Annotated in this window: 21 protein-coding genes and 2 tRNA genes; 15 read left to right on the top strand and 8 right to left on the bottom strand. The window is 58.2% G+C overall.

Features of this window, described 5'->3' with window-relative positions:
• Together MKI83_RS01690 and MKI83_RS01685 are read right to left on the bottom strand one after the other, a co-directional pair.
• Positions 1–74, bottom strand: a tRNA-Met gene (locus MKI83_RS01690).
• A 58-nt stretch (positions 75–132) separates the two neighbouring features.
• Positions 133–209 (bottom strand) — tRNA-Met (locus tag MKI83_RS01685).
• Between the two features lie 135 nt (positions 210–344).
• On the opposite strand from MKI83_RS01685, the gene dinB reads away from it, so the two are divergent.
• Positions 345–1,421 (top strand): DNA polymerase IV, encoded by a 1,077-nt coding sequence (gene dinB, locus MKI83_RS01680; protein ID WP_241582961.1) that lies wholly within the window; start codon positions 345–347, stop codon positions 1,419–1,421.
• 64 nt (positions 1,422–1,485) lie between these two features.
• Here dinB and MKI83_RS01675 read toward each other — a convergent pair whose 3' ends face one another.
• The 4 genes from MKI83_RS01675 to MKI83_RS01660 are packed head-to-tail and all read right to left on the bottom strand — an operon-like array spanning position 1,486 to position 6,163.
• A complete protein-coding gene (locus MKI83_RS01675; protein ID WP_241582960.1) occupies positions 1,486–1,893 on the bottom strand; it encodes an META domain-containing protein in 408 nt (135 codons plus the stop codon).
• A complete protein-coding gene (locus MKI83_RS01670; protein WP_241582958.1) occupies positions 1,890–2,324 on the bottom strand; it encodes a hypothetical protein in 435 nt (144 codons plus the stop codon). The genes MKI83_RS01675 and MKI83_RS01670 overlap by 4 nt, the downstream gene beginning before the upstream one ends.
• A gap of 49 nt (positions 2,325–2,373) precedes the next feature.
• Positions 2,374–3,366: a 2-hydroxyacid dehydrogenase gene (locus tag MKI83_RS01665; RefSeq protein WP_241582956.1), complete on the bottom strand. Its 993-nt coding sequence runs from the start codon at positions 3,364–3,366 to the stop codon at positions 2,374–2,376.
• Positions 3,347–6,163 carry a response regulator gene (locus tag MKI83_RS01660; protein WP_241582955.1) on the bottom strand — a complete coding sequence of 939 codons (2,817 nt, stop codon included), beginning with the start codon at positions 6,161–6,163 and terminating at the stop codon, positions 3,347–3,349. The genes MKI83_RS01665 and MKI83_RS01660 overlap by 20 nt, the downstream gene beginning before the upstream one ends.
• Before the next feature lie 152 nt (positions 6,164–6,315).
• Between MKI83_RS01660 and cysM the strand changes: the two genes are divergently transcribed.
• The 7 genes from cysM (at position 6,316) to MKI83_RS01625 (ending at position 15,603) form a co-directional block, all read left to right on the top strand.
• Complete coding sequence (gene cysM / locus MKI83_RS01655) at positions 6,316–7,221, top strand: cysteine synthase CysM (RefSeq protein ID WP_241582954.1); 906 nt, start codon at positions 6,316–6,318, stop codon at positions 7,219–7,221.
• A complete protein-coding gene (gene rlmD, locus MKI83_RS01650) occupies positions 7,211–8,554 on the top strand; it encodes a 23S rRNA (uracil(1939)-C(5))-methyltransferase RlmD (protein ID WP_241582953.1) in 1,344 nt (447 codons plus the stop codon). The genes cysM and rlmD overlap by 11 nt, the downstream gene beginning before the upstream one ends.
• An 81-nt stretch (positions 8,555–8,635) precedes the next feature.
• On the top strand, positions 8,636–10,879 hold the full coding sequence (gene relA / locus MKI83_RS01645) for a GTP diphosphokinase (protein ID WP_241582952.1): 2,244 nt from the start codon (positions 8,636–8,638) through the stop codon (positions 10,877–10,879).
• Entirely contained in the window at positions 10,879–11,718 is an 840-nt protein-coding gene (mazG, locus tag MKI83_RS01640) for a nucleoside triphosphate pyrophosphohydrolase (RefSeq protein WP_241582951.1), read from the top strand. The genes relA and mazG overlap by 1 nt, the downstream gene beginning before the upstream one ends.
• 44 nt (positions 11,719–11,762) lie before the next feature.
• Positions 11,763–12,284, top strand: coding sequence for a DUF2058 domain-containing protein (locus tag MKI83_RS01635; RefSeq protein ID WP_241582950.1), 522 nt, complete (start codon positions 11,763–11,765; stop codon positions 12,282–12,284).
• A gap of 398 nt (positions 12,285–12,682) precedes the next feature.
• The gene (locus tag MKI83_RS01630; RefSeq protein WP_241582949.1) at positions 12,683–14,422 is read left to right on the top strand and encodes a DEAD/DEAH box helicase; all 1,740 of its coding nucleotides are present in this window, start codon (positions 12,683–12,685) and stop codon (positions 14,420–14,422) included.
• 149 nt (positions 14,423–14,571) lie between these two features.
• On the top strand, positions 14,572–15,603 hold the full coding sequence (locus tag MKI83_RS01625; RefSeq protein ID WP_370867321.1) for an alpha/beta fold hydrolase: 1,032 nt from the start codon (positions 14,572–14,574) through the stop codon (positions 15,601–15,603).
• A 1-nt stretch (position 15,604) separates the two neighbouring features.
• Here MKI83_RS01625 and MKI83_RS01620 read toward each other — a convergent pair whose 3' ends face one another.
• Positions 15,605–16,843 (bottom strand): cyclic di-GMP phosphodiesterase, encoded by a 1,239-nt coding sequence (locus MKI83_RS01620; protein WP_241582948.1) that lies wholly within the window; start codon positions 16,841–16,843, stop codon positions 15,605–15,607.
• A gap of 11 nt (positions 16,844–16,854) precedes the next feature.
• Positions 16,855–17,079 (bottom strand): hypothetical protein, encoded by a 225-nt coding sequence (locus MKI83_RS01615; RefSeq protein ID WP_241582947.1) that lies wholly within the window; start codon positions 17,077–17,079, stop codon positions 16,855–16,857.
• Between MKI83_RS01615 and flgB the strand changes: the two genes are divergently transcribed.
• The 7 genes from flgB to flgH all read left to right on the top strand — a co-directional run bounded on the left by flgB (position 17,078) and on the right by flgH (position 22,577).
• On the top strand, positions 17,078–17,485 hold the full coding sequence (gene flgB / locus MKI83_RS01610; protein ID WP_241582946.1) for a flagellar basal body rod protein FlgB: 408 nt from the start codon (positions 17,078–17,080) through the stop codon (positions 17,483–17,485). The genes MKI83_RS01615 and flgB overlap by 2 nt on opposite strands.
• Before the next feature lie 13 nt (positions 17,486–17,498).
• Positions 17,499–17,942 (top strand): flagellar basal body rod protein FlgC, encoded by a 444-nt coding sequence (gene flgC / locus MKI83_RS01605; protein WP_241582945.1) that lies wholly within the window; start codon positions 17,499–17,501, stop codon positions 17,940–17,942.
• 10 nt (positions 17,943–17,952) lie between these two features.
• Positions 17,953–18,624, top strand: a complete 672-nt coding sequence (gene flgD, locus MKI83_RS01600; RefSeq protein ID WP_241582944.1) for a flagellar hook assembly protein FlgD — start codon at positions 17,953–17,955, stop codon at positions 18,622–18,624.
• 22 nt (positions 18,625–18,646) lie between these two features.
• The gene (gene flgE, locus MKI83_RS01595) at positions 18,647–19,999 is read left to right on the top strand and encodes a flagellar hook protein FlgE (RefSeq protein WP_241582943.1); all 1,353 of its coding nucleotides are present in this window, start codon (positions 18,647–18,649) and stop codon (positions 19,997–19,999) included.
• Positions 20,000–20,267: 268 nt separating this feature from the next.
• Positions 20,268–21,008: a flagellar basal body rod protein FlgF gene (locus tag MKI83_RS01590; protein WP_241582942.1), complete on the top strand. Its 741-nt coding sequence runs from the start codon at positions 20,268–20,270 to the stop codon at positions 21,006–21,008.
• A 46-nt stretch (positions 21,009–21,054) separates the two neighbouring features.
• Complete coding sequence (gene flgG, locus MKI83_RS01585; protein WP_241582940.1) at positions 21,055–21,840, top strand: flagellar basal-body rod protein FlgG; 786 nt, start codon at positions 21,055–21,057, stop codon at positions 21,838–21,840.
• Positions 21,841–21,863: 23 nt separating this feature from the next.
• Positions 21,864–22,577, top strand: coding sequence for a flagellar basal body L-ring protein FlgH (gene flgH, locus MKI83_RS01580; protein ID WP_241582939.1), 714 nt, complete (start codon positions 21,864–21,866; stop codon positions 22,575–22,577).
• The last annotated feature ends 9 nt before the right edge of the window (positions 22,578–22,586 follow it).

Raw genomic sequence — 22,586 nt, 5'->3', positions numbered from 1 at the left:
TTGCGGGAGCTGGATTTGAACCAACGACCTTCGGGTTATGAGCCCGACGAGCTACCAGACTGCTCCATCCCGCGTCATAACTGACGCTGTATTCGAGCCGTTTTCACGGCTCAGGCAACGAATTGCCTAATGTGGTTGCGGGAGCTGGATTTGAACCAACGACCTTCGGGTTATGAGCCCGACGAGCTACCAGACTGCTCCATCCCGCGTCAGAGAGGGCGCATTCTATGAGGCAAGTTATTGTCTGTCAAAGAATATTTTGCTTGAGGCCTAAATTAAGCACTGGATAGCAGAAAAGCCTCGGAGTAAGCTGACTGTATGTAATTACAGTAATTGAGGCGGCGGTGACGCAGCGCAAAATTATTCATGTCGATTGCGACTGCTTTTATGCCGCCATCGAAATGCGCGATGAGCCCAAGCTCGCTACACGGCCCATTGCAGTGGGTGGCAGTGCCGATCGGCGTGGGGTGATTGCTACCTGTAATTATGAAGCACGCGCTTACGGTGTGCGCTCGGCGATGTCGACGCGTCATGCACTGAGTCTGTGCCCGCAGTTGACGGTGGTGAAGCCGCGCATGGAGGTTTATCGCCAGGCCTCGCAGCAAATCCAGCAGATTTTTCGCCGCTATACCGAGCTGGTTGAGCCATTGTCGCTGGATGAAGCGTATTTAGATGTCACCGATAGTCAGCATTGTGGCGGCAGTGCCACGCGTATCGCCCAAGAGATCCGCGCGGCGGTGTGGGAGAAACTGCGTATTACGGTATCGGCCGGCGTAGCGCCGAATAAGTTTTTGGCCAAAATCGCCAGTGACTGGCGTAAGCCCAATGGTTTGTTTGTGATTACACCGAATCAGGTGGATGGCTTTGTCAGCGATTTGCCGGTCACCCGCCTCCATGGGGTCGGGCAGGTCACGGCGAAAAAGCTTGAGCGCTTGGGGATTGCTAACTGCCGTGATGTGCGCGCTCGCGACAAGCTGTATTTGGCGCGCGAGTTGGGCAGTTTCGGTGAGCGTTTGTGGCAGTTGGCTCATGGCCTCGATGAGCGGCCTGTGGTGGTGGATAGCCGTCGCCAGTCATTGAGTGTGGAGCACACGTTTGATCAAGATCTGCCGGATTTATCCGCCTGTTTGCAGCAATTGCCCGCGTTGTATCAGCAATTTACCGAGCGCTTGGCGCGTTTAGCTAGTCGCTATCGGCCGGATAAGCCCTTCGTCAAACTCAAATTCCATGATTTTAGTCAGACCACACTGGAACAGGCTGGGGTGGGGATGGCGGTCGCGGATTATCAAGCCCTGCTTGAGCAAGCCTATGCCCGCGGTGATAAGCCAGTGCGCTTAATGGGGCTTGGCGTGCGCCTAAGCCCCTTGGGGGTGCCAGGGGAGCAGTTTAGGTTGTTCGGCGATGAACAAGGTTGGCGCTAGGCGGGTAAAACAAAGCCCAGGTAAGCAGACCGCTTAACTGGGCTTGGCGTGGTGCAGGTGGGCGTTAGGGCTGGCTGCGCAAGACGATGCTGTTATCGCCGGTGAGCACGAGCTCACCGCTGCTGCGTAATTGCCATTGTTTGACGCTATGCAGGGCCTTGAGGAAGCGTTGCTCTTGCTCCATCAAGGCTTCGCTGCAGGCCATCATGGTGCTGCCTACGGGGCCAAAGCTGATTTTGTCGCCCTCTAAGGTGTAGGGGGCAAACCAGCGGTTGCAGCCGGCGCTACCGACGGCGCGGCCTTCTTCGTGCAGGGTAAAACTGACGTGGCTGCGATCAATCATGGCGTTGCCATCGATGCTTTCGGCTTTCCATTCGGTGCCTACGCCAAGTTGTGGGGCGGTAGGTTGCTGGGCGCAGCCGGCAATTAGGCCGAGTGACAAGGTGAGGGCGAGCCAAGGGCGAAAATTCATGCGGACTCCTTTAAGCAACGAGGGCAAAGATGTTGAGGGGTGGCTTGCCAGCCCAGCTCTTGCAGACGAGCGGCGGCCGCGGCAGGAAGGTCGAGCTTGTTGGCTTTGGCATCCACCGCGAACTCAAGTTCCTCTTGGCGTTGGCATTTTTCGCAAATGACCTGCCATTGGTGGATGGCTAGCTCTTGGAAGGCGGGGCCGTTGGCCACGGCAAGCCATTGGCCGGCCGGGCGGATCATGTGGCGTACTTTATCCACGGTTAGGCGCAGCGGTAAGTCACGGCTGCCTTTGAGGGTGACAATCAAGGTGTCGCCGCTTTGAATGGCACCGCCGATGCCGGTGACTTGGTAGCGACCGGGGCTGAGCGCGCGGCACTCGGTTAAGGTGTGCTGCGGGTTTAACAGGGCGTAGCGAAAATCGTGTTCGGCCATGGCATTGGGTTCTGAGCAGGCAAGATGCGTGCATGCTAACGGTTGTGGCTTAACCCTGCACCTGATTGCAGGGCAAACCTTGTTGCCAATCATGTAGGTTGTTGAGTGTGGTGTCGGCGATGGCGCTGATGGCCTCTTGAGTAAAAAAGGCTTGGTGGGCGGTGATGATGACGTTGGGGAAGGTCAGTAAGCGCGCCAGCACATCATCCTGTAGCGGCAGATCCGAGTGGTCAGCAAAAAACAGCGAGGCTTCTTCTTCATACACATCGAGCCCCACATGCCCAAGCTGCCCGCACTTCAGCGCGGCGATCAGGGCTTGGGTATCCACCAGTGCACCGCGTCCGGTGTTGATCAACATGGCGCCGGGTTTCATGAGCGCCAAACGGGTTGGGTTGATCAGGTGGTGGGTATCTTCGGTGAGCGGGCAGTGCAGGCTGACAATGTCTGAGCAGGCTAAGAGCTCAGGTAGCGGTGTGTAGCTGACATTGAGGGCTTGAAGTTCGGCGCTGGGCGCTGGGTCGCAGGCCACTACGTGACAGCCAAAGCCCTGCATGATGCGGGCGAAAACGAGGCCGATCGCGCCAGTGCCGATCACGCCGCAGGTTTTGCCGTGCAAGTCAAAGCCCAGCAGGCCGTGCAATGAGAAATCGCCTTCGCGGGTGCGATTAAACGCGCGGTGTAAGCGGCGGTTTAGCGCCAGTATCAGACCCACGGCGTGCTCGGCCACGGCGTAAGGCGAATAGGCGGGGACGCGCACGATGCTGATGCCTAGGGCTTGCGCCGCTTGGAGGTCCACTTGGTTAAAGCCGGCGCAGCGCAAGGCAATCACCTGCGTGCCGCCTGCGTGCAGTATTTGCAGTGTGGCGGCATCCAGCGGGTCGTTAACAAAGGTGCAGATGGCAGCAAAGCCCTTGGCTAGGGCGGCATTGCTGGCGGTAAGTGGCGCTTGGCTAAAGTGCAGTTCCAGCGCGGGGAAGGCCGTGCCGGCTTGTACAAAACTGGCGCGGTCATAGGGTTGGCAGCTAAAGAGAAGAACTTTCATGGGCTTGCTCCTGCAACCGTTGTGCTCGTTGCGAGAGTGCCTGCTGTAAGCGTTCGATGGCCTGATCTAGGTCATGCAGGGCCGCGTCAGGCAGTGGCAGGCCGGCGGCCAAACGCGACTCCTTAAGCAGGGTTTCGCATTGTTGGCAGGCGGTGCGCAGCTCGGGCACGCCGCAATAGCGGGTAGCGCCGTGTAGGCGATGCACGTGGTTGAGCAGCTCTTCCGCGTCTTTGCTGCGCAGGCTTAAGCGAATATTGGCGCGCGCTTCGCCCAAACTGGCACCGAGCATATCGAGCATGTCACGGGCCAGATCGGTTTTGCCGGCGGCAAGACGCAAGCCTTCTTGCTCATCCAGAACGGGCAGATCACTGGCGCGGCGTAGTGGGTTTTCGTCGTGGTGTTGGCTGTGCAATTGTTTGCCAGTCCATTTCTCTACCACTTGCACCAGCTGCCGCTCGCTGATGGGCTTGGTCAGGTAATCGTCCATGCCGCCTTGCAATAACGCTCGTTTTTCATTGGCCAAGGCATGCGCGGTGAGGGCGATGATCGGCATGGAGGTTTGTCCGTTTTGGTGTTCTTGGCGGCGAATCTCTTGGGTGGTTTGCAGACCGTCGAGCCCGGGCATTTGCACGTCCATCAGCGCCATGTCGAAGCGTTCTTGATGGCACAGGCGTAAAGCGGCAAAGCCGTCTTCGGCGGCGAAGGTGGTGGCGCCTAGGTCGCTGAGCAAGGTGGTGACGAGCTTGAGGTTGGCGGGATTGTCGTCCACGCAAAGAATCCGCGGCGGCTCGCTTTCAGCGCTCGGCAGTGCCTTGGTGACTGAAGGCTCTGGGGCGTGACGGGCGTATAGCTGCTCCACGGCTTGTTTTAATTTGCGTGGGCATACCGGCTTGCTGAGGATCAGGGCGACTTCTTCGCTGATCAAGCTGGCGTACAGGCTTTGCTCGGTGCTGGGGCACAGCACGATCACTTTGCAGCCGTCGTCGTGCCAGTTGCTAAGTAGGCCTTCTAAGCGGCCCGGTGGTAGCTGTTGATTGTCGGCGCTGATGATCAGCAGTAGGTCTTCGGTGGCTTTGGCGATGCGTTGTTTCACATAGGCGCTGCGCAGCAGATCAATTTGACCGAAGGCTTGATGCTCAAGGCCGAGGTCTTCTAGTTCGTTAGACAGCACCGTGCGCGCCATGCGGTGTGGCTCAAGCACTAAGGCGGACTGCTCCAGCGGGTATTGCAGGCGGCAGGGGTCGTCTTGCTCTTTGCTCAAGGGCAAGGTCAGGCTGATCCAGAACTCGGAGCCTTCGCCTGGGGTGCTTTGTACGCCGATTTCGCCGCCCATTTGCTCAATCAAGCGTTTGGAAATCACTAGCCCTAAGCCCGTGCCGCCTTGCTGGCGGTATTTGCCGTGGCTGGCTTGGTTGAAGGCAAAGAACAGGCGCTCCAGTTGCGCAGGGGAGAGACCGATGCCGGTGTCTTGCACGCTGATGCGCAGGGTCGCGCGTTGCGGAATATCGTCCTCGAGCATCACCCGCACACACACGCTGCCATGCTCGGTGAACTTGATCGCGTTGCTGATCAGGTTGGTGAGGATTTGCCGCAGGCGCAGCGGGTCGCCGATCAAGTTGGTCGGCGTGTCGCGGTAGATCATGCACAGCAATTCAAGGTGCTTGGTGTGCGCGGATGGCGCCAGCAAGGTCATGATTTCCTGCAGCAGCTCACGCAGGCTGAAGGGCAGATTATCCAGAACCAGCTTGCCGGCTTCGATTTTGGAGAAGTCGAGAATCTCGTTAATGATCGCCAGCAGGTTTTCGGCAGAGCTTTCGATGGTGTTGATGAAGTCGCGCTGGCGATTGTTCAGCGTGCTTTTTTGCAGCATGCGGGTGAAGCCGAGAATGCCGTTAAGCGGCGTGCGAATCTCGTGGCTCATGTTGGCAAGAAATTCTGATTTGATTCGACTGGCTTCGAGCGCTTCTTTGCGGGCGAGGTCCAGCTCAATGTTCTGCACTTCGATGGTTTCCATGTTTTCGCGCAGATCTTCAACGGCCATGTCGATGTTGTGTTGCATCTCCTCTTGCGCGCCCTGCAGCGTCTCGGCCATGCGGTTGATGGCACCGGCTAGGCGGTCAAGCTCTGCGTTATTCATGGTCGGGATGCGCGTGTCGAGGTGGCCGTCTTTTAATCGTGTGACGGCGGCACCAATTTTGCGCAGCGGCGCGCTCACCGTGCGCTGCAAATGCAGTGACAGCAGGGTGATGATCAACATGCCGACAGCGAGCAAGCCCAGGCTAATCAAGAGCGTGCGATAAATGCGCAGCTGGGTGCTTTGCTGGCTGAGTTCGACTTCGACCCAGCCCAAGATAGGGTCTTCGGCCGGCTGTACACGGTTGCTGCGCGGCTCGAGTTGGCTGCGGCGTACCGGCAAGCTAAAGCGGCTGGCGTGTTCTTGCGGCTGCACGTGCAGTTGGTGCACGGCAGACCAGTCGGGAATGCCGGTCATGCGGGGGCCGGCGTGGGCGAGCAGCTCGCCATCGCGATTGAAAATGCGGGCGGCGCGCACGTCTTTATCGTTTAAGGCTTCGTCGCACAAGGCGTCTAATTGGTCGCCGCTGCTGCTGCTTTTAAGCTCGTTCGCGGCTAAGCGAGCCAGTTGCCGTACGTTGAGTTCGCCGCGTTCGAGCAGCCGTATTTGGTGGTCGTCTAATTGCCAATAAACAAAGATGGCCGTCAGCAGTAAGCTCAATAAGCTGGCTGGCAGCAAGGTCAGTAGCAGGATCCTTCCTCTTAGCCCTAGGCCGTTGGTCATGGCGTGCTCTCCATAAGGGGGTTCGAGGTAGGCCTCGACGCAAGTGCGCTCAGTGTAACCAGTGCGCGGGGCAGTTCCCAACAAGACCCGCGGCCTGCTTTGCCGTTATCATAGAGCGTTTGATCAAGATCGCATTTTAAGGACCTTTGCCCATGCGTGATGCGCCGCTTCATTACCCCAGTATTGCCGAGTGCATTGGCAATACGCCGCTAGTGCGCTTGCAGCGCCTGCCGGGTGAGACCAGCAATGTCGTGCTGGTCAAGCTGGAGGGCAATAATCCGGCGGGCTCAGTGAAGGATCGTCCCGCGTTGTCGATGATCAGTCGCGCCGAAGCGCGCGGGCAAATCAAGCCGGGCGACACCCTGATTGAAGCCACCAGTGGCAACACCGGTATCGCCTTGGCAATGGCGGCGGCGATTAAGGGTTACCGCATGGTGTTGATCATGCCGGATAACTCCACGGCCGAACGTAAAGCCGCGATGACGGCCTATGGCGCCGAGCTGATCTTGGTCAGTAAAGAGGAAGGCATGGAAGGCGCGCGCGATTTAGCGCTAGCCATGCAGGCAGAAGGCAAAGGTTTGGTGCTGAATCAATTCGGCAATCTGGATAACCCAGAGGCACATTACCTCGGTACGGGGCCAGAAATCTGGCAGCAAACGGCGGGCACTATCACCCATTTTGTTAGTGCGATGGGCACCACCGGCACCATTATGGGGACTTCGCGTTACCTCAAAGAGCAAAATCCGGCGGTGCAAATTGTCGGCCTGCAACCGATGGAAGGGGCATCCATCCCCGGTATTCGGCGCTGGCCGCCAGCTTATCTGCCAACCATTTTTGAGGCCTCTCGGGTTGATCAAGTGATCGACATGGGGCAGCAAGAGGCTGAAGACACCATGCGCCGGCTGGCGCGCGAAGAAGGTATTTTCTGTGGAGTGTCGTCTGGCGGCTCAGTGGCAGGGGCGTTGCGTTTAAGCGCGCAGGTCGAGAATGCAGTGATCGTGGCGATCATCTGTGACCGTGGTGATCGTTACTTGTCGACCGGTATTTATGAAGCGTAAAGCAGGTTCTGGGCTGCGCTTGCAGGCCGCAGGCGGGCAGGCCAACAAGGTGCCGGTAGGGCGCAAAGTCAGCCTTAACATTGAGCGCATGGCGCACGATGGGCGTGGCATTGCACATGCCGAAGGGCGCACTTGGTTTGTCAGTGGCGCTTTGCCCGGCGAAACAGTGCAGGCGCAAGTGCTGGGAGGGCGACAGAAATTAGTCGATGCCCGCACGCTGCAGGTTGAGCACGCCAGCGCCGAGCGGCGTACGCCGCCTTGTGCGCAAACGACGCGTTGTGGCGGCTGTAATTTGCAGCATTGGCCAGATGAAGCGCAGTTGGCGTTTAAGCAGCAAACCTTGGCTGATCAATTGCAGCGTCAGGCTGGCTTGGTGCCGCACGAGTGGGCGCCGTCATTGGTTGGCGCTACGCTGGGTTATCGTCGCCGTGCACGGATTGCGGTGCGTTGGCAGGTTAAAAGCAAAACCCTTGAAGTGGGCTATCGCGCCGAGGCCAGCCAAGACATCGTGCCGCTGCAAGAATGTGCCGTCTTAGTGCCGGCCTTGCAGCCCATCGCACAGGCTTTGCCGGCGCTGTTAAGCACGTTGCAGGGCGCGGCCAGTATCGGGCATGTGGAGTTATTTGCCGGGGATGCCAACGCCTTGTTGGTGCGGCATACCCAGCGCTTGAGCGACGCCGATGTCAGCTGTTTGAGCGCGTTTGCCGCTGAACATACTGCGCAGTTATGGCTGCACGGAAAGGGGGCGCCGGTTGCCGTTGCTGAGCAAATATTGAGCTACAGCTTGGCGCCGTGGCAATTGCAGATAGCCTGTCAACCGGGCGATTTTGTGCAGGTGAATGCGGCGCTGAATGAGCGCATGGTCGCACAAGCATTGGCGTGGCTGGGCGATGTGCAGGGCCTCAAAGTGCTCGACTTGTTCAGCGGGCTTGGCAATTTCAGCTTGCCCTTGGCCCGCGTTGGCGCTGAGGTGACGGCCGTTGAAGGTGTCGAGGGCATGGTGCAGCGTGCCGCGGCGAATGCGCAGGCCAATGGTTTAAGTGTTCAGTGCGTGCAGGCGGATTTGTTTGCGCCGTTGACGGCGGCGTGGGTGAAAGCGGCATGGGATGTGCTTTTACTCGATCCGCCGCGCGAAGGTGCGCAACAAGTGGCCACCCAGTTGAAGGAACTTGCTCCGGCGCGCGTGCTCTATGTGTCGTGTAATCCGGCAACCTTAGCGCGAGACGCCGCGCTGATCGCCGCGCAAGGCTACACGCTGAGCCGAGCGGGCTTGTTAGATATGTTTCCACAAACCGCGCACGCCGAAGCGATGGCGCTGTTTATTAAGCTGTAGCTGCCGCGACTAGCGGTAGCGACAGGCGGTAACAATGGCCCCGCAGTGATGCTGTGAGAAGGCCGGTAGAGGGAATTAGGCATGGTTCAGGTGCGAGCCCAAAATGCGGTTAACCAAGACGGTAGCGTTAACCAAGAGGTATGGCTGGCTGACATCCAGCAGCAGGTGGCAGGGCTGGATGCCCAAGTGCTCAGCGATGCCTGTAGTTTTGCCCGCGAGGCCGAAGAGCGCGCCCTTGCCGGAGAAAATATCTGGATTGAAGGGGTGTCCAGCTTCCGTACGGGGCTGGAGATGGCGGAAATTCTCGCCGATTTAAAACTCGACCAAGACAGTCTGGTCGCGGCGGTGGTGTATCGCGCCGTGCGCGAAGGTAAAACCAGCCTCGAGGCCGTCAGTAGCCACTTTGGCCCTGTGGTGGCCAAGCTGGTTGAAGGCGTGCTGCGCATGGCGGCGATCACCACCAGTCTCACCCCGCGGCAAAGCATGGTCATGGGCACGCAAGCGCAGGTAGAGAACCTGCGCAAAATGCTGGTGGCTATGGTCGATGATGTGCGCGTGGCGTTGATCAAACTGGCCGAGCGTACCTGTGCCATTCGCGCAGTAAAAACCGCCCCTGAAGATAAACGCTACCGCGTGGCGCGTGAGGTGTTCGATATCTACGCCCCGCTGGCGCATCGCTTGGGCATCGGTCATATCAAATGGGAGCTGGAGGACTTGTCCTTCCGCTACCTAGAGCCTGAGCAATACAAGCGTATTGCCAAGCTGCTGGATGAGCGCCGCTTAGATCGCCAGGAATACATCCAGCAGGTGCTGCTGCGTTTGCGCGCGGCGCTGGGTGAGAATGGTGTGGAAGCCGACCTCAGCGGGCGGGTCAAACACATCTACTCGATCTGGCGCAAAATGCAGCGCAAGGGCTTGGACTTCAGCCAGATTTACGATGTGCGCGCCGTGCGTGTGCTGGTGCCGCGCATTGCCGACTGCTACACCGCGTTGGGGGTTATCCACTCGCTGTGGCGGCATATCCCGCGTGAGTTTGACGACTACATCGCCAACCCGAAAGAAAACGGTTACCGCTCTCTGCATACGGCGGTGATGGGGCCTGAGGGTAAAGTGCTGGAAGTGCAAATCCGCACCAAGGATATGCATGAAGAGGCCGAGCTAGGCGTTTGCGCGCACTGGCGTTACAAAGGCACCGATCTTAAAAGTAACTCCAATGCTTACGAAGACAAGATCGCGTGGCTGCGACAGGTGTTGGAGTGGCACGAAGAGCTGGGCGATATCGGCGGCTTGGCCGAGCAACTGCGCGTCGACTTTGAGCCGGATCGTGTCTACGTACTGACGCCTGAAGGGCACGCGATTGATTTGCCCAGCGGCTCCACACCGCTGGATTTTGCTTATCGCGTGCACACCGAAGTCGGCCACAGTTGTCGTGGTGCCAAGGTCAATGGCCGCATCGTGCCGCTGACGTATCAGCTACAAACCGGCGATCAAGTGGTGGTGATCACCGCGAAAAACAGCGGCCCCAGTCGCGATTGGCTGAACCCCAACTTGGGCTACGTCAACACCTCGCGTGCTCGGGCCAAAATCGTGCATTGGTTCAAGCTGCAAGCGCGTGATCAAAACGTCGCCGCCGGCAAGGCGTTACTCGAACGTGAGCTGTCGCGCCTTGCGCTGACCGCGCTGGACTACACCGTACTGGCCGAACGCTGCCATCAGCGCAGTGTGGATGACTTGTACGCGGCCTTAGGTTCGGGCGACGTGCGCTTGTCGCAGGTGATGCAGCAAGCGGTGGCGTTGATTGAGCCCGAGCGTGCCAGCGAGCAGCTGGAGCTGATCCCGCGTAAAGGCACCGCTGGGCGTATTGGTAAGCGCGACGTGCATATTCTGGGCGTCGGCAACTTGCTGACTAGCATTGCCAATTGCTGTCAGCCGTTACCCGGTGATGGCATTACTGGCTATATCACCCAAGGGCGCGGCGTCAGTATTCACCGTGAGGATTGCCCCAGCTTATTGCAGCTGGCCGAGCGCGAGCCCGAGCGGATTGTGCAAGTCAGCTGGGGTGAGGCGCAGTCGCAAACTTATCCGGTGGATATTTTGGTGCGCGCTTATGACCGCTCCGGCTTGCTGCGCGATATCTCGCAACTGTTGATGAATGAGCGCTTGAACGTTACCTCGGTCAACACTTCAACCGACAAGCACGACAACACCGCGACCATGAAATTGACCATTGAAATCCCTGACCTCAATGCCTTGGGCCGCCTGCTGTCGCGCATATCGCAGTTGCCCAACATCATTGAAGCGTGTCGGCAAAAGGCAGGTAGCTGATGTATACGCTGGATGACTTAAAGCACCTGATGGCGCGTTTGCGCGACCCAGAGCATGGCTGTCCGTGGGATGTGAAACAAACCTACGCCAGCATCGTGCCTTACACCTTAGAAGAAGCTTACGAAGTCGCCGACGCCATCGAGCAAGGCGACTTTCAGCAGCTTGAAGGGGAGTTGGGCGATCTGCTTTTTCAGGTGATTTATTACTGCCAACTGGCCAGCGAAGAGCAGCGTTTTGCTTGGGAGCAAGTGGTCGACGGCATCACCCGTAAGCTGGTGCGCCGGCATCCGCACGTGTTCCCCGAGGGGGATTTATACGGGCCGTTGGATACGCCTAAGCTGTCGGAGTCAGCGATTAAACAACGTTGGGAAGACATCAAAGCCCAAGAGCGCGCCGACAAAGCGCAAGCGCCGGAGCAGCTCTCCTTGTTGGATGATGTGCCGCAAGCGTTGCCCGCCCTCAAGCGTGCTAGCAAGCTGCAAAAGCGTGCCGCGCAAGTGGGCTTCGACTGGCCGGAAGCGCTGCCTGTGGTCGATAAGCTGCGCGAAGAGTTGGATGAAGTGCTTGAAGCCATGGCCGATAACGACCCCGAGGCGATTTTCGAGGAGGTCGGTGATTTGCTGTTTGTGGTGGTCAACCTCGCGCGTCATCTAAAGGTGGATGCCGAGAGTGCGCTGCGGGCGGGTAATCAAAAGTTTGAGCGGCGTTTTCGTTACATCGAACAAACGCTCAAGCAAGAAACGCGCAGCTTTGCCGATTGCTCGCTCGAGCAGCTTGAAGCACTCTGGTTGTTGGCCAAGAAAGAAGAAAAGAACACCGGCACTCGCTGCGGCGCTTAAGTTTGCGTGCATGGCCGGTGTCGCAAAATAGATAAGGTATTGCGATGAGTAACTCCCTCCGTGATCAGCTGTTGAAAGCTGGCCTGGTCAATGAAAAACAGGCCAAACAGGTCGCGCGTAAGCAAAAGAAAGAGCAAAAGCTGGAACGCCAAGGCTTGCTCGAAAAAGAAGTCGTTGCCCCGGCCGGCCCCAGCAAGGCCGATCGTGACCGCGAGCTGATGCAGCAACGCCAAGCCGAACAGCGCAAGAAAGAAGGCGTCGCCCAAGCACGGCAAATGATCGAGCAACACCAGCTCAGTCGCGAAGGCGGCGAGCAGCTGTATCGCTTTACCCATGGCACCAAGATCAAGCAGTTGTACGTCACCGCCGAGCAGCAAGACTGGCTCAGTCGCGGTCGTTTGGCGGTGGTGCAAAGCAATGGCCAATATCAGTTGGTGCCCGCCCCGTTGCTGGAGCGTCTGCGCCCTCGGGATGAGAGCTGCGTGGTTTCGCACCATGCGCCCAAGGCCAGCGATGAGGATGATCCGTACAAAGATTTCGTCGTGCCAGACGATCTGATGTGGTGATTTTGCTGCACGACTGATGCGCTTAGGTCGGCGCACAGTCAGTCGTGCACGCGGGTTAAGCCTTGGCGGGGTGTTTGCCGCCGGTCGTGTAAACGGCGTTCTGCGTGTTTTTGCTTAAAATAAAAACACTTTGGCGCGATGTTTGCTGTATAGTGCGCGCCGGCCAATGATTGGCCTCGTCAGGTTTTTCGCGTTCCGGCCTCCGCCGGCTTGCTTCGCCAGAATTACAGGCTTTTCTTAGACAGGTACAGCGAGTACCGACTGCCTGCACTGGCTGCCTTACGCCACTCTTCCATGTTGAATTCGGTTGCACAGCATCCCACCCGTCGCTGCCAGGGGCTATTTTTTTGGTTTAGCAGCTCGGTCTCGGTGCATGGCAACCCTATAGAGGTAGACCCATGTCCGAATCTACAAGCGGCTTTGCCGCCCTTAACCTTCATGCCGACGTTTTAGCAGCGCTTAACGCTGTTGGCTACGAAGAACCGTCCCCCATTCAAGCCCAAGCCATTCCTGTGATCTTGGAAGGTCACGATGTGATTGGTCAGGCGCAAACCGGTACCGGTAAAACCGCCGCGTTCGCCTTGCCGCTGTTGAGCCGCCTAAACGCGTCGGCCAACACCCCGCAAGCGCTGGTGCTGGTACCAACCCGCGAGCTGGCCATTCAGGTGGCCACCGCCTTTGAAAAATACGCCAGCAAAATGCGCGGCGTCAAAGTGCTGGCCATGTACGGCGGCGCGCCGATGGGCCCGCAGCTCAAGGCCCTGCGCATGGGCGCGCAAGTGATTGTGGCTACCCCAGGCCGTCTGTGTGACCACCTGCGTCGCGATAGCTCGCTGCTCAACGGTGTGCAGCAGTTGGTGCTCGATGAAGCCGACGAGATGCTCAAGCTGGGCTTTATGGATGACCTTGAAGTGATCTTCCAGGCCATGCCCGCTGCGCGTCAAAGCGTGTTGTTCTCGGCGACATTGCCCGCCTCGATCAAGGCGATTGCCGAGAAGCACCTCAAGCAGCCTAAGCACATCAAGATTGCCGCCAAGACACAAACCGTCTCGCGCATTGAGCAAGCCCACGTGATGGTGCATGCCGACCAAAAGCCAGCCGTTGTGCTGCGTCTTCTGGAAGTGGAGGCGTTTGACGCCTTGATTGGCTTTGTGCGCACCAAGCAAGCCACCGTTGATATGGCCGATATGCTGATCAAAAACGGTTACCGTGCAGCGGCGCTTAACGGTGATATCGCTCAGGCCATGCGTGAGCAAGTCGTCGACAAGCTGCGTAAGGGCAGTTTGGACATCGTGATTGCCACCGACGTGGCCGCGCGCGGTCTCGACGTGCCGCGTATCACTCACGTACTGAATATCGACATGCCGTATGACCCAGAGTCCTACGTGCACCGTATCGGCCGTACCGGCCGTGCTGGTCGTGATGGTCGCGCTCTGCTGCTGGCTACCCCGCGTGAGCGCCGTATGCTGCAAGTGATTGAGCGTGTGACCAATCAGCCGGTACCGGCGATGGCATTGCCCGGCGCGGATGCCGTGCGTGAGGCTCGTTTGCTGCGCTTGTTGGAGCAGCTGCAACCCTTAAGCGAGAAAGCCGAAGATCATCGCGGTGCCGTGCGTGACGAGTTGTGTAAGCGTCTGCAGTGCGATACCGCCACCTTGGCCGCCATGCTGTTGTCCCGCATGACCGCCAACCAAGCGTTCACCGATGCCGAGCTAAAAGCCGAGCAGCCAGGCCAGCCGCAGGCCGGTGGCGCGCGTCCAGAGCGTAAGCGTAACGACCGCAATGACCGCCCTGAGCGGGGTGAGCGTGCGCCGCGTGGCGAACGCAGCAATGATCGTGGCGAGCGTGGTGAGCGTCCGCGTCGCCAGCGTGAAGAAGAAGCCTATGTGCCAACGCCTGGTAGCGTGCGTGTGCGCATTGGCGTGGGTCGTCGTGACGGTGTGCAGCCGAAAAACCTGCTGGGCGCCATCTTGAATGAAGGCGGCTTGGGTAAAGATCAGGTAGGGCGTATCACCCTGCGTGACACCTTCAGCTTGGTTGAGCTGCCAGAGCAAGGCTTGGCGCAGATTCTTGACCGTCTGAAAGAAACCCGCGTTGCTGGCAAGCCGCTGAAGATGCGTCGTTACCGCGAAGATTAATTTTTACACTGTGGTTTTAGCCCGCCCGGATGCTTGCATCCCGGCGGGTTTCTTTTTGTCTGTCATTAAATCTTCATGGTTTTATGGCAGCGCTGGGCGGCGCGCTTGGCCACACTGTCGTTTTATAACGGGGTGTTGGGGTGGTCGCTATGCGTCGCGTGCTGTGGTTGTGCTTACTGTGGCCTTGTTGGTTGTGGGCTAACTGTGCCAGCCAAGTGGCCACTGAAATGGTTGATCTTGGCGAGGTGCGCCTGGCTTATCAGGTCATTGGTGCCGAGCATCAACCGCCGCTGTTGTTGGTGATGGGCTTGGGCGGGCAGCTTATTGACTGGCCCGATAGCGTGGTCACCGCCTTGTGTCAGCAAGGCTTTCGGGTGATTCGCTTCGATAACCGTGGCGTGGGTTTGTCGGTTTGGCAGCGCAGCGCTGCAAGTCCCAGTTTAGCCTGGCAAGCCGTCCGTTATCGTTTGGGTTTGCCGGTTGAGGCCCCTTATGTGTTGGCTGACTTAGCCGATGATGCGCTGGCCTTGCTGGATGCGTTGCAGATTGAACGCGCGCATGTGCTGGGCGCTTCGTTAGGTGGCATGGTGGCGCAACACATGGCTGCCAAAGCGCCGCAGCGCTTGTTGTCGCTGACCTTGTTGATGAGCACGAGTGGTGATCCGGGCCTGCCGCCGCCGAATGAACATGTGTTGACCCTGCTGACCCAGCGCAGTGGGGATAGCTTAGAGGCGCGCATCGACCAGCAAGTTGCCTTGCTGGCAGCTTTGGGGAACCCCGCTTGGCCCAGTGATATGCAAGCGTTAAAAGACGAAGCCGCCGCCAGTTTTGCCCGCAGTTGGCGGCCAGAAGGGGTAGAACTGCAGTTATTGGCTTTGCTCGCCGAGCCTGCGCGCAATGACTTGCTACAAGGCTTGCAGGTGCCGACCTTGGTGGTGCACGGCACCGCCGACCCCTTGTTACCGGTGATGCACGGCGTGCATTTGGCCGCGCAAGTGCCGGGGGCGAAGTTGCAGCTAATTGCCGGCTTAGCGCACCGTTTTCAGCCTGCGTTTGCCCAGCCGTTATTGGCAGCGGTGGTGCCGCACTTGCAGGCAAATCCGGTGCCGGCCGTCTCGACGGCCACAGTGCTGGCGGCGTTGCCGCAAGGCCTGCGGCGCCGTGGTTGGCCGGCGTTATAAGTTACGCAAACACCGAGACGCGGCCCTTGCGTGCGCCGCTCCATAACTCATCAAAGTGCGGGAAGCCCCAGTCCTGTGGGTTTTCTCGGCGAATAATTTTTTCATTTTCACCGGGGCGGCTTAAATCCAGCAGCTCTTGCGGCACGGGGGTGCCGTTGGTGCTGGAGAAGAACACCTTAACCTTGGGCGTGAGCAGTGATTCACTGTGTTGCTCCATGACCACCGCCAAACGCCCACTGCTGAGTTTGACCAGCGAGCCGGTGGGGTACACCCCCATGGCTTTGACCAAGGCCTTAAACATCTTCTCGTCAAAGTGGCCGTGCCACTGCGCCATGTCGCTCAGCGCGCTGGCGGGGGAGCAACCGGTGTTATAGGGACGATCACAGGTGAGCGCATCGTACACATCGCACAAGTGACACAGGCGCGCTAACAGACTGAGTTTTTCGCCGGGTAGGTTTTCTGGATAGCCCAGACCATCCATTTGCTCATGGTGGTGCAGGCAGACATCGCGCAGCACCGGATCATCAATGCCTACATTGGCCAGCAGCTCAGCACCGCGCTGGGTGTGGCTTTGCAGCAATAAGCCATCAATGCGGCTGATTTCGCCAGGTGTATTGAGCAGTTTTTCCGGCATCAGCGTTTCGCCGATATCGTGCAGCAAGCCGGCCAGCGCGGTGCGCTCCCACAAGGCTTGCGGTAGGCCTAGGCGTTGAGCCACCAAGACCATCAAGGCACTGACGCCGAGGGCATGCAAGGTGGCGTATTCGTCCGCCCGGCGTAGCCGAGTCAGACTGATCAAGGTGTGCGGATGGCGCGCCAGTGAGGCGCAAATGCCGCAGGCCAGCTCATCCAGCAAAGGCTTATCCAGCGGCAGGCCTTGTTTGGCCAGAGCAAAGTTGTCCGCCAGAACGCTCTTGGCAAAACTGCACAAACGCATGGCGCGGTCTTGCTCATCGGCAAAGGTGATCGGCTTGGGTTTTTCTTCGCGGGTGCTGGTGCCGACGGCGGTGGGTGGCGGGTCAGGCACCAGTTGCGCGGGCACATGGTCTTCGACATCTAAGCCTTTACGGGTGTCGATCACGACGGTCTTTAGCAGGCTGCCGTGCAGGCGCTTTAAGTCGCGGGTGTTGTCCAGCAGAAAGCGTGGCTTCCAGAAGGGGTGATCCATCCAGCTACCGCCGAGCTCGTGGATGAACATGCCTTGAATAACCGCGTCTTTGGCAATGCGCTTGAGCGCCATGGTTGCCCCGTTTATCTGTCCGTTGCTGGCAATTTAGTGGCCTTGGCCGCAAGCGGCAACTGTTGCCGCCTGTCTTGAGCGGCAAAGCACCTTGCCGTTGCCGGAAGCAGCTTGCCGCTTGGGCGCAGAATGCTGACTGAAAATAAATTAACTATCTGAAATATAACAACATTTTTAATTGGCACACAGGTTGCTATATCTCTGTCAACAGTCACCAGTGGCAAAGGTTGCAGCATGAGCATCTCGTTCGATAAGGCCCTCGGCATTCACCAGCAAGCACTGAGCTTTCGCTCGCAGCGTGCTGGCGTGTTGGCGAATAACTTAGCTAACGCCGATACCCCGCACTTTCGTGCCCGTGAACTGGATTTTTCTGCAGTGCTGGCTGAGCAAGCCGGGCAGCAAGGGCAAAAAGGCTTTGCCATCGACACCACCAACAGCCGCCATATCGACGTGCCGACGTTACAGCTGGGCGAGGGCGCGTTGCGCTATCGCAATCCGCTGGGTGCCTCGGTGGATGACAGTGCGGTGGATGTGCATGTCGAACAAGCGGCTTACGCGCAAAACGCGGTGGACTTTCAAGCCAGCTTCACCTTTTTGAACAGCAAATTTAAAGGGCTGATCAGCGCCCTGCGTGGCGACTAATTAGGAGTTCAGCATGAGCCTTTCTAGCATCTTCAACATCGCCGGTTCTGCCATGAGTGCGCAGACCATCCGCCTGAACACCACCGCCAGCAACATGGCGAACGCGGAGTCGGTGTCGTCCAACCGTGACGAAACCTACCGCGCCCGTCACCCCGTGTTTGCGGTGCAGTTTAATGAGGCGCTTAACGGCGCTGGCGGCTCGTTGTTTGCGCAGGACGAACACGCGGGAAACGGTGTGCAAGTGCTCGGCGTGGTGGAGTCCGATGCCTCGCTGATGCCGCGCTACGAGCCCAATCATCCGGCGGCAGATGAGCAAGGTTACGTGTACTACCCCAACGTCAACGTGGTGGAAGAAATGGCCAACATGATTTCCGCCAGTCGCAGTTTTCAATCCAGTGCCGAAATGATGAATACCGCCAAAAGCATGATGCAGCGTGTGCTGACGCTGGGTCAGTAAGGAGCAGGCCATGAGCAGTGTGAACGCAACCAGCTCTGTGCTGGATCAATACCAAATTCAACCGCGCGAGAGTAAGGGCGATGAATTAGGTAAAAACGAGTTTCTGGAGTTGCTGGTCACCCAGCTCAACAACCAAGACCCGTTGTCGCCACAAGAAAACGGCGAGTTTATCGCCCAGTTGGCGCAGTTCAGTACGGTTGAGGGGATTGAAACACTCAACAGCAGCATGAACAGCTTGGTCGGCGGCTTCCAATCGTCACAGGCGCTGCAAGCCTCAAGCTTGGTTGGGCGCTCGGTGATTGTGCCGACCACAGTGGCGCAAGTGGATACCCAGAGCACCTTTAAAGGCTCAATGAACCTGCCGTACTACAGCACCAATGCCTATGTGAACGTGTATGACAGCGCAGGCTCCGTAGTCAATCGCGTCAACTTAGGCGCGCAGCAAGCTGGCTCGGTGAGTTTCATGTGGGATGGCACCGATTCCAGCGGCAACAAATTGGCCCCCGGCACGTATCGCTTTGAGGCCGAGGCCTATATCGAAGGCGAGCCACGGGCGTTAAACACCTTCCTGCCGGCCAATGTCGATAGCGTCACGCTGGGGCAAAACGGCGGTGAAATGCAGCTCAATCTCGCGGGTATCGGCTTGGTGCCGTTATCTAAAGTCCAAGTGATCGGTCAGTAATTGGCACGCAGAGGATAAGACAATGGCATTTAATACAGGTTTAAGTGGTATCCGCGCCGCTGCCAGCGACCTTAACGTCACCGGTAACAACATCGCTAACGCTGGTACTGTCGGCTTCAAACAGTCGCGGGCAGAGTTCGCCGATGTGTACGCGGCCTCGACCACCGGTAGTGGCAGTATTCCCAAGGGCAGCGGTGTATTGCTGTCGGATGTGTCGCAGCTGTTTAACCAAGGCAACATCAACTTCACCCAAAACAGCCTCGATCTTGCGATTAACGGCAATGGCTTCTTTGTCACCAGCAACAATGGTGAAATTGGCTATACCCGTGCCGGCTACTTTGGTACCGACCGCGAAGGCTATCTGGTGAATAACTTTGGTTATCGCCTGCAGGGCTATGGCGCCGATGCCAATGGCAACATCATTAACGGTGTGCGCACTGACTTACAAATTGACACTGCCAGCCAAGCACCAAGAGCAACGACCGGTATTACCCAAGGCATGAACTTAAACGCCGCCAGCACGGTGCCGACGCTGTACAACGATGCCTACACCACTGCCGGTGGTGGCGCGGCAGGTTTGGCGGCAGCGCGGGCGGTGTTCGACCCGACCAATCCGCAAACCTATAACTCGGCGACGTCGGTCAATGTGTTCGACAGCTTGGGTAACTCCCATGTGTTGTCGCAGTTTTACGTGCTGCAGCCGGGTACCACCAATACCTGGGATGTGTTTATGACCATGGATGGCACGGCGCTGCACAACACTGCGCCGCAGCTGCCCATGTTTACGGCGCAGTTTTCATCCTCGGGTGCGTTGACGGCGACCACGCTGCCGCCGCAGCCGCCGCCGCCGTCGCCGCCGCTTAACGCCTCGGCGGGGGTGGCGACCGGTATTGTGGGTATCAGTGCACCGCTGACCAACGGTGCGGCCTCGCCGCTGACCTTTGATTTCGATATCCGCAGCAGTAACCAGTATGCCGCCGCCTTTGCGGTTAACCGTGTGGTGCAGGATGGTTACACCACCGGCGAGCTGGCCGGCCTTGAAATCGACGACACTGGCGTGGCTTTTGCCCGTTACACCAACGGCCAGTCGCGGGTGCAGGGGCAGGTGATCTTGGCCAGCTTTGCCAACGTACAAGGCCTAACTCCAGTGGGTAAAACGGCTTGGGCCGAGTCCTTTACCTCGGGCACCGCAGTCGAAGGTACGCCGCGCACCGGCACTTTGGGGGCTTTGCAGTCGGGCGCGCTGGAGCAGTCCAACGTTGAGCTGTCGGATGAGTTGGTGAACCTGATCGTCGCGCAACGTAATTATCAGGCCAACGCCAAAACCATTCAGACCGAAGACACCGTGACCCAAACCCTGATCAATATCCGCTAAATCCAGCACTAAACACCGCGCACTGACTGGCTGACGTCGGTCGCTGCGCGGTGTCCCTTCCGTCTTTTTTGGCGATTTGCCGGTTTGCCGGTTTGCCGTAAGCGGCAGCGAGCTGCCGGTGGCCAAACGAGTGGTCAAATCCCTGCGTTTCTTCAAGACATAAATTCTATTTAAATCAATCAGATAGATTAATTTATTGAATCTGGCACAGCCCTTGCTGTTCTCCTGTTAAGTACACCAGCCCCAGCGCTGATGAGGAGAACACACTGTGGACAAGATGCTTTATGTGGCCATGACCGGCGCCCAGCAAAATACGCTGGCGCAACGTGCTCACGCCAACAACCTCGCCAATGTGAATACCTCAGGTTTTCGTCGCGACTACGAACAGGCGCGGGCCATGCAGGTGTTTGGCCCTGGCTTTCCTAGCCGTGTGATGAGCATGAGCGAGCGCCCGGCCACCGATTTACAGCCTGGCAGCCTGCAAGAAACCGGGCGCGATCTGGATGTGGCCGTCAGCGGCAAAGGCTGGATCGCCGTGCAAGCCCCCGATGGCAAAGAAGCGTATGTGCGCACCGGCAGCCTGATCATCGATTCTGTAGGCATGTTGCGTACCGGCGATGGTTTGCCGGTGATGGGCAACGCCGGGCCGATTGCGTTGCCGCCTGAGCAGCAAGTTGAGGTTGGCTTAGACGGCACCATCAGTATTCGCGGTGCCGGCGAAGCGCCCAGCGTGGTCTCCGAAGTCGAGCGCATCAAGCTGGTCCAGCCAGAAGACGACCAATTAGAGAAAGGCACCGACGGCCTGATGCGGCTCAAAGACGGTGGTGAAGCACCGGTGGATGGCGCGGTGCGGATGGTTTCCGGCTTTCTAGAAAGCAGCAACGTCAATGCGGTGGAGGAGATGACATCGATCATGTCGCTGTCTCGCCAGTTTGAGCTCAACGTCAAGATGATGAGCACCGCCGAAGACAACGCCCGCTCGATGGAACGGGTCTTGCAGATTAGCTAATTAACCAACGCGGCCGACGGTTTTACGTCGCCGCAAGGAGAACACCATGATTCCGGCACTGTGGGTAAGTAAGACAGGTCTGCAAGCGCAAGACATCAATCTGAACACCATCGCCAACAACTTGGCTAACGTCTCGACCACCGGCTTTAAGCGCGATCGCGCCGAGTTTGAAGATTTGATCTATCAAATTCGTCGTCAGCCTGGCGGTCAGTCCAGTCAAGACAGTCAACTGCCCTCTGGTTTGCAGCTGGGTACCGGTGTGCGCGTGACCGGCACGCAAAAGGTGTTCACCACCGGCAGCTTGCAAACCACCGAGCAGCCGTTGGATATGGCGATTAACGGCCGGGGCTTTTTTCAGATTTTGCTGCCCGACGGCACCTTGGGTTACAGCCGCGACGGTAGCTTTCACCTGAACTCAGATGGCCAGTTGGTGACCTCGCAAGGCTTCTCGCTGGAGCCTGCCATTGTGGTGCCGCCAGAGGTGCAAACCTTCACCGTGGGTGAAGACGGCACCGTGTCGGTGACCACCTTCGGTAACCCCACGCCGCAGGTGATCGGCAATATCCAAACCGCCGACTTCATTAACCCCGCCGGTTTGCAGGCTTACGGCAATAACCTGTTTTTAGAAACCGCCGCCAGCGGCGCGCCGCAGCCCAACACCCCCGGCTTGAATGGCTTGGGACAAATTTTGCAGAACACCTTGGAGAACTCCAACGTCAGCGTGGTGGAAGAGCTGGTCAACATGATCACCACCCAGCGCGCCTACGAGATGAACTCGAAAGTGGTTTCCACCGCCGATCAGATGCTGGGCTACATCAGCCAGAACCTGTAAGGCGAATTGAGTAGGTAATTGATATGAGCCGTTTTCTTGTTGTGCTTGCCCTTGCCGTCAGCTTGGCCGGTTGCGTGACACCGCCGCCTAAGCCGGACGATGCCGCCTTTGCGCCGGTGCTGCCGCGTACGCCTGTGGCACCGCAAAGCAATAGCGGTGCGATTTATCAAGCCGGCTTTGAGATGAACCTGTACGACGATCGCAAGGCGTACCGGGTGGGCGACATCATCACCATTACCCTGGATGAGAAAATGGCCGCCAGCAAAAAGGCCGACTCGGGCATCGACAAGAAAAGCACCACCAACATTGGTGTGCCGACCATTTTGGGTATGACGGTGAGCCCGAAAAATCCGCTGTCCGGCTTGGGCTTTTTGGGCGCGGAAAATGACCGCTTAGGCCTCAACAGCAGCTATAGCGGCGATCGCTCGTTTGAAGGTGAAAGCGAGGCGGGGCAAAGCAACAGCCTAACCGGTTCGATCACCGTGACGGTTTCCGATGTGATGCCCAACGGCGTGCTGGCCATTCGTGGCGAAAAGTGGATGACGCTGAACACCGGCGATGAGCTGATCCGTATCCAAGGCTTGATTCGCTCTGACGATATCGCCCAAGACAACACCGTGCCATCGACCCGCGTGGCCGATGCCCGCATCACCTATTCCGGCACTGGTGCGTTTGCCGATGCCAGTCAACCCGGCTGGTTGGACCGTTTCTTCTTAAGCCCACTGTGGCCGTTTTGAGGGTGAACC

Origin of the sequence: Atopomonas sediminilitoris (assembly GCF_022601735.1) — a bacterium.
Lineage (GTDB): Bacteria > Pseudomonadota > Gammaproteobacteria > Pseudomonadales > Pseudomonadaceae > Atopomonas > Atopomonas sediminilitoris.
This window is presented reverse-complemented; position numbering and strand designations above follow the sequence as displayed.